We start from the raw sequence: 11983 nt of genomic DNA, 5'->3' as shown, positions 1-11983 counted from the left end.
AACGCTACTCCGCCCATGCCGATGAAACCCGAAAAACTGTACTTGCCCGGCGCCGCCCTCGCGGTGGCGGCGCTGATCCTGCTGCTGCCGACCTACTACGTCGGCCTGCTGACGCTCGCCGGCACCAATGCCCTGGTCTGCCTCGGACTGGCCTTTCTGCTGGCGGCCGGACAACTGTCGCTGGGCCATGCCGCCTTCCTGGGCGGCGGCGCGTACGCCACCGCCATCCTGGCGCGCGACTACGGCGTGCCGCCGCCGCTGGCCATCGCCCTGGCGGTGGCGGCGTGCGCGGCGGCCGCCTACGTGATCGGCCGGCTCACGCTGCGCCTGCGCGGCCACTACCTGCCGCTGGCCACGCTGGCCTGGGGCATCGCCGCCTATGTCTGCCTCGTGGCCGCCACCGACCTCACCGGCGGCGCCTCCGGCCTGTCCGACATTCCGCCGCCGCGCGTCTTCGGCCTGGAATTCGGCACCCGGGGCATGGGCGCGGTGGCGTGGATCGCGGTGGGGCTGGCCTTCATCGCCTACTGCCGGATCTACCGCGGCCGCATGGGCCGCGCCGCCCGCGCCATCAAGGCCAGCCCCACCATGGCCGCGGCCTTCGGCGTGGACGTGGCCGCGGCCAAGATCCGCATCTTCGTCCTGTCGGCCGCGCTGGCGGCGCTGGCGGGCGGGCTGTACGCCTTCTACATGAGCTTCCTCAGCCCCACCTCGTTCTCCATCGGCGTCTCCTTCAATCTGCTGATCATGGTGGTGCTGGGCGGCTGCCTCCATCCGCTGGGCCCCTTGCTGGGCGTGCTGGCCTTCACCGCGATCGAACTCGCCGCGCAATACCTGATCGCCAACCTGCTGGGCATTCCGGGCCAGATGGAAACCATGCTGTTCGGGCTGATCCTGATCGTGGCGCTGCTGCGCTGGCCCAACGGCCTGCTGACCTGGGTGCGGCTGAAGCCGCCCGCGCGCCCGGCCGCCGCGGACGAGCCCGAGGCCGCGCCGCATCCCGTGTCCGCCGGCCGGCGCCTGAGCGTGGATGCCGTGCACAAGCGCTTCGGCGGATTGCAGGCGCTGAAGGACGTGACGCTGGACATCCCGCCGGGACGCATCACCGGGCTGATCGGGCCCAACGGCGCGGGCAAGTCCACCCTGTTCAACGTAATGACCGCGGTGCTGCCGGCCAGCGGCGGCCGGGTCGCGCTGGACGGCGACGCGCTGCCGGCGCGGGCGCATGAAGTCGTGCGGCGCGGCATCGCCCGCAGCTTCCAGCACGTGCAGCTCGTGCCCGAACTGACGGTGCTGGACAACGTGCTGATCGGCGGCCACATCCAGGGCAAGGCCGGGCTGCTGGCCGCCGCGCTGGGCCTGGACCGCGCCGAGGAACGCCGCCTGGCGCGCGAGGCGCGCGCCGCGCTGGAGCTGGTCGGCCTGGCGGACCAGGCGCTGCGCCCGGCCGCCAGCCTGACCCTGGGCAGCCAGCGCCTGGTCGAAGTGGCGCGCGCGTTGATGGCGCGTCCCGGCGTGCTGCTGCTGGACGAACCGGCCGCGGGCCTGCGCGGCCCCGAGAAAACCGTGCTGGTCCAGTTGATGCGCAAGCTGCGCGACGAACAGGGCATGGCCGTCCTGCTGGTCGAGCACGACATGGAGCTGGTCATGGGCTGCGTGGACTATCTCTTCGTCCTGAACTACGGCGCGCTGCTGGCGCAGGGCGAACGCCAGGAAGTGCAGCGCAACCCGGCCGTGGTGGCCGCCTATCTCGGAGCCGAGGCATGAACGCGATCGAAGTGAAGGACCTGGCGGTCAGCTACGGCCAGGTCGACGCCCTGCATGGCATCGACTTCGACGTGCCCGAGGGCACGCTGGTGTCGCTCATCGGCGCCAACGGCGCCGGCAAGACCACCCTGCTCAAGGCGCTGATGGGCGCCCTGCCCGCCCGCGCCGGCCGGGTGCTGCTGCATGGCGACGCCCTGGGCAACGCCCCGGTCGAAGAGCGCGTGCGCCGCGGCATGTGCCTGGTGCCCGAAAAGCGTTCGCTGTTCGCCTCGATGAAGGTGGAGGACAACCTGCGCCTGGGCGCCTATGCGTTCCGCCGGCGCACCGACTTCGCGCGCGAACTGGACCGCGTCTACGCCCTGTTCCCGGTGCTGGCCCAGCGCCGCGAACAACTGGCCGGCACCCTGTCCGGCGGCGAACAGCAGATGGTCGCCATCGGCCGCGCCCTGATCGCCCACCCGCGGGTGCTGCTGCTGGACGAGCCGTCCATCGGACTGGCGCCCTTGATCGTGCAGCAGATCATGGACGTGGTGGTGGACCTGCGCCAGCGCGAGGGCCTGACCGTCATCCTGGTCGAGCAGAACGCGCGCATCGCGCTCAAGAGCGCCGACCTAGCCTACCTGATCGAACTGGGCCGCATCGTAAAACAAGGCAGCGGCGCGGAACTCGCGCAGGATCCGGACCTGCTGGCCAGTTATCTCGGGGCCTGCGCCAACTGAGGCCGCCGACACCAGGAGCAAAAAAACCATGTTGCATCAACTTCCTTTGCGCCGCCTGCGCGAACTCTATCTTCAGGGCGGCGCCTCGCCCGTGGACGTGGCGCGCAGCGCGCTGGACCACGCCGAACGCGCCAATCCGGCGCTCAATGCCTTCGCCCTGATCGACCGCGAGGGCGCGCTGGCCGGCGCGCGGCAGTCCGAGGAACGCTGGCGCCGCGGCGCGCCGCTGGGCCCGCTGGACGGCATGCCGCTGGCGATCAAGGAATTCGCCGCCGTGCGCGGCTGGCCCACGCGGCGCGGCTCGGCGGTCACGTCCGACGAGCCGGCCGCGGCCCATACCGTTTTCGTCCAGCGGCTGGCCGACGCCGGCGCCGTCCTGCTGGGCAAGACGCGGGCGCCCGAATTCAACTGGAAAGGCGTCACCGACAGCCCGGCCTTCGGCGTCACCCGCAACCCCTGGAACCCGGCCCTCACGCCGGGCGGCAGCAGCGGCGGCTGCGCCGCGGCGGTCGCCGCCGGCATCGTGCGCGTGTCGATGGGCAGCGACGCGGGCGGCTCGGTCCGCATCCCGGCCGCGTTCACCGGCACCATCGGGCTGAAGCCCACGCACGGGCGGATCCCCCTGTCGCCCATGCCCAGCGCCTTCTCGAACATCGTGCACACAGGGCCCATCGCCGCCGGCATGGACGAACTGGAAGCGGCCTATCTCGCCGCGCGCGGCGCGTCGCCGCTGGACTGGACCTCGTGCCTGGGCGCGGACGGCGCCGCCGACGCGCCCGCCGGCCGGCCGCGCATCGGCCTGCTGTCGCCCCGGCGCTGGGGTCCGCGCTGCGCGGCCCCGGTGCGCGCCGCCATGGACGAGGCGCTGGCCGCGCTGCGCGCCGACGGCATGGACGTGCTGGAAATCGATTACGACGTCGAAGCGGCTTCGCGCGTCGGCCAGGACCTGTACCGGCTGGGCTGCGCGGCCGCGGTGCGCGCCGTCGCGCCCGACCTGCGCGGGCGGCTCGATCCCGGGCTGACGGCCTTCGTGCGCGGGGTCGACGACTGGCCCATTTCGCGCTACCACGCCATCTGCCAGCAGCGCGACCAGCACGCGAACGAACTGGCCCGGCTGTTCGGCCAGGTCGACCTGCTGATGCTGCCGACCGTCCCGCTGTGCGCCTTCGAAGCCGGCCGCGACGTGCCGCCGGACCAGCCCGGCGACGACTGGATGTCCTGGAACCCCTATACGCCCGCGTTCAACGCCGCCCAGGTCCCCGCCCTGTCCTACCCCGTGTGGCCTGCGGGCGGCGCGCTGCCCGCCGGGGTGCAGTGGGTGGCGCCCAAGTACCGCGAAGACCGGCTGCTGGCGCTGGGCCGCTGGCTGGAGGCGCGCTTCCCCGTGCGCACCGCGGCCGAACCGGGATAGCGCGGTGTATCCCGCGATACAGACGCCGCGCCCCCATGGCGCGCAGAATTTCATCGACACGAACCGGACCGCGCCGCGAGTTCCGCAAGGAGACCCCCAATGATCGACTACGCACCGGGCAAGCCCGACTTCAACATCCTCAGACTGGGACACATCGAATACCTGGTCTCCGACCTGGCCCGCGCCCGCGATTTCTACGTGGACGTGGTGGGCCTGTTCGAGACCGAATCCGACGCCGACCACGTCTACCTGCGCGCCATCGAGGACCGCGAGCACCACAGCGTGGTGCTGACGCGCTCGCCCTCGCCCGGCATCGGCCATTTCAGCTTCCGCGTGTCCTGCGAGGAAGACCTGGATCGCCTGGCCGCCAAGTTCAAGGGCCTGGGCCTGCCGATGCGCTGGCTGGAACCCGGCGAAGAGCGCGGCCAGGGCCGCGCGCTGCGGGTGCAGGACCCCTTCGGTTTTCCGGTCGAGTACTACGCCCACATGGAACAGGCGCCGTGGATGCTGCAGCAGTACCACCTGCACCGCCACGGCTGCCCGACGCGGCTGGACCACCTGAACGTGCTGGTGCCCGACGCGCAGGCCGGCTTCGACTGGTACACGCGCGAACTCGGCTTCTACTGCTCCGAATACACCGTGTCGGCGCCGCCCGAGGAACGCGTGTGGGCAAGCTGGCTGTACCGCAAGGCCACCATCCACGACATCGCCGTGATGACGGGCAAGGGCCCCAGCGTGCATCACGCCGGCTTCTCGCTGATGGAGCCCATGGGCGTGATCCGCGCCTGCGACGCCCTGGCCGCGGCCGGCTACGCCGACAACATCGAACGCGGCCCGGCCCGCCACGGCATTTCCAACGCGCTGTTCGTCTACGTGCGCGACCCCGACGGCAACCGCTTCGAGCTGTACACCGGCGACTACCTGACGGTGGACCGCGACCAGGTTCCCAAGCGCTGGGAACTGGACAATCCGCGCCGCCAGAGCCTCTGGGGCACGCCGCCTCCGCGCCGCTGGTACGAGGAATCCATGACCGTCGCGTCGCTGGCCGACGGCCGCCCGCAACCGGTGTCCGATCCCATCACCCGCGCCATCCCGACCTATGTCGACTGACCCGACCTCCACGCAGGATTTTCCGCCCATGAACCGACAAGTCATCGTCCCGCCCACCGGCCTGCTGCCGCACCGCCCCTATTCGCCCGCCGTCCTGATCGACCGCCTGCTCTTCGTCTCCGGCCACACCGGCGCCGACCCCGTCACGCGCGCCTTCTCCGACGACATCACCGAGCAGACGGAACAGGCCTTCCGCAACCTCCGTTCCGTCATCGAGGCCGCGGGCGGCAGCATGGCGGACGTGGCCAAGGCCACCGTCTTCATGACCGACATGGACGCGGACTTCCAGGCCATGAACGCCGTGTTCAAGCGCGTCTTCCCCGACCGGCCGCCCGCCCGCTCCACCGTGGGCGTGGCCCACCTGGCCCGCCCCGGCCTGAAGGTCGAGATCGAAGTGGTGGCCGTGATCGGATCGGCCGCCTGACGCGCCGCCAAGGACATACGCGATGGAAAAACAGATCATCGGCCGCGATGCCGGCCTGCCGCATGCGCCCGCCGTGGCCTGGCGCGACCTGGTGTTCGTATCCGGACAGGTCGGCTTCGCGCCCGGCACGCGCGAATTCGCCCCCGATATCGAGTCGCAGACGCGCCAGGCGCTGAACAACGTGCTGGACCTGCTGGCCGCCTCCGGCTGCGAGGCCGGCGGCGTGCTGCAGATGACGGTGCACATGACCGACATGATCGGCGAGTTCGGCGCCATGAACGCCGTGTTCCGCGAGTTCTTTCCCGACCGGCCGCCCAGCCGCACGACCGTGGGCATCTCCCACCTGGGCCGGCCCGGCCTGAAGATCGAGATCGACGCCATCGCCGCGCGCGGCGCCTGAGCCCCGTTTCCATTCCTCCAGACCAAGAGAACGCAGTGATGATCCCCCACCTGATCGACGGCAAGGATGTCGAAAGCCCCGCCGTACTGGAAAACACCAACCCCGCCACCGGCGACGCGCTGGCCGAGATCGCGCTCGGCGGCGAACGTGAAATCGCCCTGGCCGTGGCCGCCGCCAAGGAAGCCTTCCCCAAGTGGGCCGGCCTGCCCGCCAAGGAGCGGGCCCGCATAATGCGCCGCCTGGGCGACCTGATCGAACGCCACGTGCCCGAGCTGGCCGAGCTGGAAACCGACGACACCGGCCTGCCCATCCACCAGACCTCGCGCCAGCTCATTCCCCGCGCCAGCGAGAATTTCTATTTCTTTTCCGAAGTGGCCACGCGCGTCAACGGCCAGACCTTCCCGGTCGATTCGGCCATGCTCAATTACACGCTGCTGCAGCCGGTGGGCGTGTGCGGGCTGATTTCCCCCTGGAACGTGCCGCTGATGACGGCCACCTGGAAAGTCGCGCCCTGCCTGGCGCTGGGCAACACCGCGGTGTTGAAAATGTCCGAACTCTCGCCCATGACCGCCGACCGGCTGGGCCGCCTGGCGCTGGAGGCCGGCGTGCCCAAGGGCGTGCTCAACATCGTGCACGGCTATGGCGCGGAAGCCGGCGACGCGCTGGTGCGGCATCCCGACGTGCGCACCATCTCGTTTACCGGCGGCACCGCCACCGGCCGGCGCATCGCCGAGCGCGCCGGCATCAAGCGGCTGTCGATGGAACTGGGCGGCAAGTCGCCCGTGCTGGTGTTCGACGACGCCGACCAGGAGCGCGCGCTGGACGCGGCGCTGTTCACCATTTTCTCGATCAACGGAGAACGCTGCACGGCCGGCTCGCGCGTCTTCGTGCAGCGCTCGATCTACGACCGCTTCGCGCGCGAATTCGCCGAACGCGCCGCGCGCCTCACGGTGGGCGACCCGCGGGATCCGGGCACCAACGTGGGTTCCATGATCACGCGCCAGCATTGGGAAAGGGTCACCGGCTACATCGAGATCGGGCGCCGCGAGGGCGCCGTGGTGGCGGCCGGCGGCGGCGTGCCGCAGGGCCTGCCCGCGCGGGTGGCCAAGGGCAATTTCGTGCAGCCCACGGTGCTCACGGGCGTGGACAACCGCATGCGCGTGGCGCAGGAAGAAATCTTCGGCCCGGTGGTCTGCCTGATTCCCTTCGACGACGAGGACGAGGGCCTGCGCCTGGCCAACGACAGCCGCTACGGACTGGCCTCGTACGTCTGGACCCAGGACGTGGGCAAGGCGCACCGCCTGGCACGCGGCATCGAGGCCGGCATGGTCTTCGTCAACAGCCAGAACGTGCGCGACCTGCGCCAGCCCTTCGGCGGCATCAAGGATTCCGGCGTGGGGCGCGAAGGCGGCGACGCCAGCCTGGAGACCTTCTGCGAAATGAAGAACGTCTGCATCTCGATGGGCAGCCACCCCATCCCCCGCTGGGGCGTCTGAACCGCGCCCGTTCCCAGATCCGGCCGCGAGCGGCCGGATCGTCCCTGGCCGGCCGTATAATCCGGAGGCATACAGAACGACAAACACAAATCAAGGGAAATCGTGGCCAAACCAGCGAGTGGCCCGGCGCGCCATGTCGCCACCGAAACCTGGTTGCCCCAGGGCGAACAGGCGGCCTACCTGCGCTCGCTCAGCCACGTGGGCCAGCCCGTCTCGCTGCCCAGCGGCGCCAGCCTCTTCAGCCAGGGGCAGGTCGAGAATGTCTTCTACGTGGTCGTGACCGGCAAGGTCCACGTCCACATGCTGAGCGAAGACGGCCACGAGTCCATCCTCAACATCATGGGGCCGGGCAGCGTCATCGGCGAAGCGGCCGCCTTCCTCGGCCAGCCCCGCTACTCCAGCGCGCGCGCCATCGAAGACACGTCCCTGCTGCGCTTCGAGACCGGGCGCATCCCCGCCCTGGTGCGGCAGGATCCCGACTTCGCGCTGGCCCTGATCTACCTGCTGAGCGTCAAGCAGCGCCAGATGGTCGCGCGCCTGCGCCAGGCCATCTTCGACCCGCCCGAACAGCGCGTGATCCGCTTCTTCGACCAGTTCCGGCAGACCCACCAGGATGCTTGCGGCCCGCAGGCCCCGATCACGGTCAACCTCACGCACGAACAGATCGGAAGCCTCGTCGATCTGTCCCGCGTCACCGTCACCCGCGTGCTCAACCGGCTCAAGCGCGAAGGGCTGCTGGACCTGGACGGCAAGAAGATCATGCTGGCCGAAGGCTTCTCGGAGCGCATCCGCGGCGAAGCGCCCTGAACGGGGCGCGCCGGCTCAGTGCACGGTGGTGCCGTCCGGCGGCGTCTGGTTCAGGCCCAGCGCCGCCTCCCAGCTTCGCAGCGGCACGCAGGTCTGCAGGCGCATGATGGCGCGCTCGATCAGGGCCGGGTGCAGTTCATGCCCGACGTGGGTGGCGACGTCGATGGTCGAATCGCCGTGCAGCTCCGTCAGCCGCGCCTGGGCGGCCTGGATGTCCGCCACGTTCATGACCGGATCGTCGGCCCCGTGCAGCAGATGCAGCGTGGTGTATTGCGGCGCGGACCGGGGCAACTGGGCATAGCGGCCCGAAAACGCGATGACGCGGCCGGCCATGCCGTCGTGGGCCTGGACCAGTTCCAGCGCCATGATGGCGCCCTGCGAAAACCCCGCCAGCGCCGTATCGGATTGCAGCAGGCCGAAGCGGGCCTGCGCCTGGCGCACATAGGCTTCCAGGGGCGGCAAGGCCTGCGCCACGCGCTCGGGGCGGTTTTCCTCGGTCACGCCGCGCACCGAGAACCATTGCCGGCCCGCGCCGCCGCCATCGAAGGGCTCGAAACCTTCGGGAAGCAGCACCGCCGCCGCCGGAAACGCCTTGCGCAAGGCCAGGGCCAGGGGCTCCAGGTTGTCGGGCGAGCCGCCCACCCCATGCAGCAGGATGAATAACTGGCGCACCTCGGCGCCCGGATCGGGAAGAAATTCGATAGAACTGGAAGACGCCATGAAACCGCTCCATGCTGGCCTGGGGCCGCCGAACCGAGCCCCGATTGCCGCATTGTAAAATGCGCGCCCAGTGTCGGCCGAACCTTCCGGGTGCCCGGCACCGGGCGGTGCCAGGCACCGGCCGAATCCGAAGGGACACGCCCTCTCCGCCCCGGCGGCCATCACTCACCCAGCAATGCAAACACCGACCACGGAAGCCGGCGCCACGCCTGCCGGCCAGAACCAGCTACACCGCGTGCTCAAGGCGCGCCACCTCACGATGATAGCGCTAGGCGGGGCCATCGGCACCGGCCTGTTCGTCGCCTCCGGCGCCGCGATCGCGCAGGCGGGCCCGGGCGGCGCCCTGCTGGTCTACCTGACGATCGGGCTGATGGTCTATTTCATCATGACCAGCCTGGGCGAACTGGCGACCTTCATGCCGGTATCCGGTTCGTTCTGCACCTACGCGTCGCGCTACGTGGACAAAGGCTTCGGCTTTGCGCTGGGATGGAATTTCTGGATCAGTTGGGCCACGGTCGTGGCCGTGGACGTCGTGGCCGCGCAGTTGGTCATGGCGTACTGGTTCCCCGACACGCCCGGATGGATATGGAGCGTGGCGTTCCTGGCCCTGACCTTCGGGCTGAACGCGTTTTCGGCGCGCAGCTTCGGCGAGGCCGAATACTGGTTCGCCATCGTCAAGGTCGCCGCCGTGCTGTGCTTCATCGGCGTAGGCCTGGCGATGCTGGCGGGCATCATCCATGGCGGCGTCCCCGTGGGCCTGGCGAACTGGACGGCGGGCGACGCGCCTTTCGTGGGCAACGCCGCCACCTGGGTCGGCGTGGCGATGGTGGTGGCCTATTCCTTCCAGGGCACGGAACTGGTGGCCGTGGCCGCCGGCGAATCCGAAAACCCCAGGCGCAACGTGCCGCGCGCGATCAACCACGTATTCTGGCGCATCCTGCTGTTCTACGTGCTGGCCATCCTGATCATCGGCCTGCTGCTGCCCTATACCGACCCGCAGTTGCTGCGCAACGACGTCGAGGACATCGCCGTCAGCCCCTTCACCCTGGTGTTCCAGCACGCGGGGCTGCTGTCGGCGGCCACCGTGATGAACGCCGTCATCCTGACCTCGGTGCTGTCCGCCGGCAACTCGGGCATGTACGCCGCCACGCGGATGCTGTTCAACATGGCGGCCGAAGGCCAGGCCCCGGCCGTGTTCCGGTACGTGACCGGCAAGGGCGTGCCGCTGTACGCGCTGCTGGCCACGGCGCTGCTGGCCTGCCTGTGCCTGTTCAGCCTGGTGTACAGCCCCAAGGCGGTCTACATCTGGCTGCTGAACTTCGCGGGCATGACCGAATTCATCGTTTGGCTGAGCATCGCGGTCAGCCATTACCGCTTCCGGCAGGGCTACGTGAAACACGGCCACGACACCGCCGACCTGCCCTACAAGGCCGGCCTGTTCCCCTTCGGCCCGCTGCTCGCCTTCGTCCTGTGCCTGCTGGTCACGCTGGGCCAGAACTACCAGGCCTTCCTGGAAGAACGCATCGACTGGATCGGCGTGGTCTCCACCTACCTGGCGATTCCGCTGTTCCTGGCCCTGTGGCTGGGCCACCGGCTGGTGCGCAAGTCGCGCTGGATCCGGTACGAGGACATGCGTTTCGACGGGGTGGAGCTGGGCCGCGAGGCCGGCGCCCAAGCCGTCTCGCCCGTTGCGGCGGACGCCAGGGCTTAGGAGCGCTGGAGACAGCAAACGCGCGCAGTGTCAACGCGCTGATGACCGCCAGCTACTGGGAGGTCGGCCGCCGTATCGTAGAGGCCGAGCAACAAGGCAAACGGCGAGCCGGCTACGGGGAGCAGTTGATCGTCCGATGCCGTCAGGAGCCGGGCGCAAGTGGTCTGGAACCGCAACGCCGGCGACGCAATGAGGGGCCCGCCCCCCTTGCCCCCTCCCAGGCGCGGACCGGCGCCCCCCTTGCTGACTACTGTATATTCATACAGTTATAATCAATCGTCGGCACTTTTCTTCGATTCCCCTTTTCCCCGGAAACCGGCTTGTCCGCCCGCCATGCAGTCCCCTGAACGCATCCATCCCGCGCTGTGGCGCGCCACCCAGTTGGCCCGGGGCGCCGCACGCACCGTGCCCACCGGGCATGCCGCGCTGTCGGCCGAACTGCCGGATGGCGGCTGGCCGCTGGGTTCGCTCATCGAACTGCTGGCCCCGCATCCCGGCATCGGCGAAATCCGCCTGCTGCGCCCGGCGCTGGCCCAGTTGGAAACCCGCCGCCCCATCGCGCTGGTGCAGCCGCCGCACGCCCCGCACATCGCCAGTTGGATGAGCTGGCGGCTGGACCCCCGCCAACTGCTCTGGATCGCTCCGGAAAAACCCGCCGACACCCTCTGGGCCGCCGAACAGATCCTGAAGAACGGCAGTTGCGGGGCCCTGATCTGCTGGCTGCCCCGCGTGCGCCCCGAATCCCTGCGCCGCCTGCATCTGGCCGCCCAGGCCAGCGACCTGCTCTTCGTCGCAGTGCGCCCCTCCGGGGCGGCGCAGAACGCCACCCCCGCCCCCTTGCGGCTGGCGCTGGCGCCTGCCGCGGGCGGCCTGTCCGTGCACATCCTCAAGCGCCGGGGCCCCGTCAGCGACGCGCCGCTCTATGTCGGCCTGGAACCCGGCGCCGCAACTCCTTCTTCCCCCCGCCATGCGCCTCTGGATCGCCGCCTGCCTGCGCTGCCTGCCGCTGGACGCCCTACGCCCGCACTGGCCGCATGAGGATCTGGCGTTCGCCGTCCTGGACCAGGAACGCGTCGCCGCCCTCACTCCCGCCGCCCGCCAGGCCGGCGTCCGGCCCGGCATGCGCCGCGCCGGCGCGGCCGCCATCGCGCCCGAAGTCGAATTGCTGGCCCGCGACGCCCAGGCCGAAGCCGAGGCCCTGCAGGGCGCGGCGCTGGCCCTGCTTCAATACACGCCCGAAGTCGCCCTGGCGGACGACTGCACCGTGCTGCTGAACGTCGGCGCCAGCCTGATGTTCTTCCGCGGCCCCCGGGCCCTGGGCCAGCGCGTGGCCGCCACCTTGCGGGCGCTGGACCTGCGCGTCACGCTGGGCATGGCGCCCACCGCCGCGGGCGCCTGGCTGCTGGCGCACCGCCCGG

The 11983-nt window shown here is 70.2% G+C and carries 12 protein-coding genes; 11 read left to right on the top strand and 1 reads right to left on the bottom strand.

Annotation, left to right across the window (positions count from 1 at the left end; all coding sequences use genetic code 11):
- The first annotated feature begins 15 nt into the window (after positions 1 to 15).
- The 8 genes from AVE30378_RS09785 to AVE30378_RS09750 all read left to right on the top strand — a co-directional run bounded on the left by AVE30378_RS09785 (position 16) and on the right by AVE30378_RS09750 (position 8134).
- Positions 16 to 1767: a branched-chain amino acid ABC transporter ATP-binding protein/permease gene (locus AVE30378_RS09785; RefSeq protein ID WP_244235008.1), complete on the top strand. Its 1752-nt coding sequence runs from the start codon at positions 16 to 18 to the stop codon at positions 1765 to 1767.
- Complete coding sequence (locus AVE30378_RS09780; RefSeq protein ID WP_129240660.1) at positions 1764 to 2486, top strand: ABC transporter ATP-binding protein; 723 nt, start codon at positions 1764 to 1766, stop codon at positions 2484 to 2486. The genes AVE30378_RS09785 and AVE30378_RS09780 overlap by 4 nt, the downstream gene beginning before the upstream one ends.
- A gap of 28 nt (positions 2487 to 2514) precedes the next feature.
- Positions 2515 to 3897, top strand: coding sequence for an amidase family protein (locus AVE30378_RS09775; RefSeq protein WP_129240659.1), 1383 nt, complete (start codon positions 2515 to 2517; stop codon positions 3895 to 3897).
- Positions 3898 to 3996: 99 nt separating this feature from the next.
- A complete protein-coding gene (gene hpaD / locus AVE30378_RS09770; protein ID WP_129240658.1) occupies positions 3997 to 5007 on the top strand; it encodes a 3,4-dihydroxyphenylacetate 2,3-dioxygenase in 1011 nt (336 codons plus the stop codon).
- A gap of 28 nt (positions 5008 to 5035) precedes the next feature.
- The gene (locus tag AVE30378_RS09765; protein WP_129240657.1) at positions 5036 to 5431 is read left to right on the top strand and encodes a RidA family protein; all 396 of its coding nucleotides are present in this window, start codon (positions 5036 to 5038) and stop codon (positions 5429 to 5431) included.
- A gap of 22 nt (positions 5432 to 5453) precedes the next feature.
- Positions 5454 to 5831, top strand: coding sequence for a RidA family protein (locus tag AVE30378_RS09760; protein WP_129240656.1), 378 nt, complete (start codon positions 5454 to 5456; stop codon positions 5829 to 5831).
- Positions 5832 to 5866: 35 nt separating this feature from the next.
- Entirely contained in the window at positions 5867 to 7327 is a 1461-nt protein-coding gene (gene hpaE / locus AVE30378_RS09755; protein ID WP_208742372.1) for a 5-carboxymethyl-2-hydroxymuconate semialdehyde dehydrogenase, read from the top strand.
- A gap of 102 nt (positions 7328 to 7429) precedes the next feature.
- Positions 7430 to 8134, top strand: a complete 705-nt coding sequence (locus tag AVE30378_RS09750) for a Crp/Fnr family transcriptional regulator (protein ID WP_129240655.1) — start codon at positions 7430 to 7432, stop codon at positions 8132 to 8134.
- Positions 8135 to 8149: 15 nt separating this feature from the next.
- Here the strand turns inward: AVE30378_RS09750 and ypfH are convergent, their stop codons facing one another.
- A complete protein-coding gene (ypfH, locus tag AVE30378_RS09745; protein ID WP_129240654.1) occupies positions 8150 to 8854 on the bottom strand; it encodes an esterase in 705 nt (234 codons plus the stop codon).
- Positions 8855 to 9029: 175 nt separating this feature from the next.
- On the opposite strand from ypfH, the gene AVE30378_RS09740 reads away from it, so the two are divergent.
- The 3 genes from AVE30378_RS09740 to AVE30378_RS09725 all read left to right on the top strand — a co-directional run.
- A complete protein-coding gene (locus AVE30378_RS09740) occupies positions 9030 to 10565 on the top strand; it encodes an amino acid permease (RefSeq protein ID WP_129240653.1) in 1536 nt (511 codons plus the stop codon).
- Between the two features lie 333 nt (positions 10566 to 10898).
- On the top strand, positions 10899 to 11603 hold the full coding sequence (imuA, locus tag AVE30378_RS09730; protein WP_129240651.1) for a translesion DNA synthesis-associated protein ImuA: 705 nt from the start codon (positions 10899 to 10901) through the stop codon (positions 11601 to 11603).
- Positions 11533 to 11983 (top strand): Y-family DNA polymerase (locus AVE30378_RS09725; protein ID WP_482756577.1); only part of this gene is annotated, 451 nt, incomplete at its 3' end. The genes imuA and AVE30378_RS09725, both read left to right, overlap by 71 nt.

The sequence above is a fragment of the Achromobacter veterisilvae genome (assembly GCF_900496975.1).
In the GTDB taxonomy this organism is placed as follows: Bacteria; Pseudomonadota; Gammaproteobacteria; order Burkholderiales; family Burkholderiaceae_B; genus Achromobacter; species Achromobacter veterisilvae.
The sequence above is the reverse complement of the archived record's forward strand: the minus strand, read 5'-3'. Positions and strand labels throughout refer to the sequence as shown.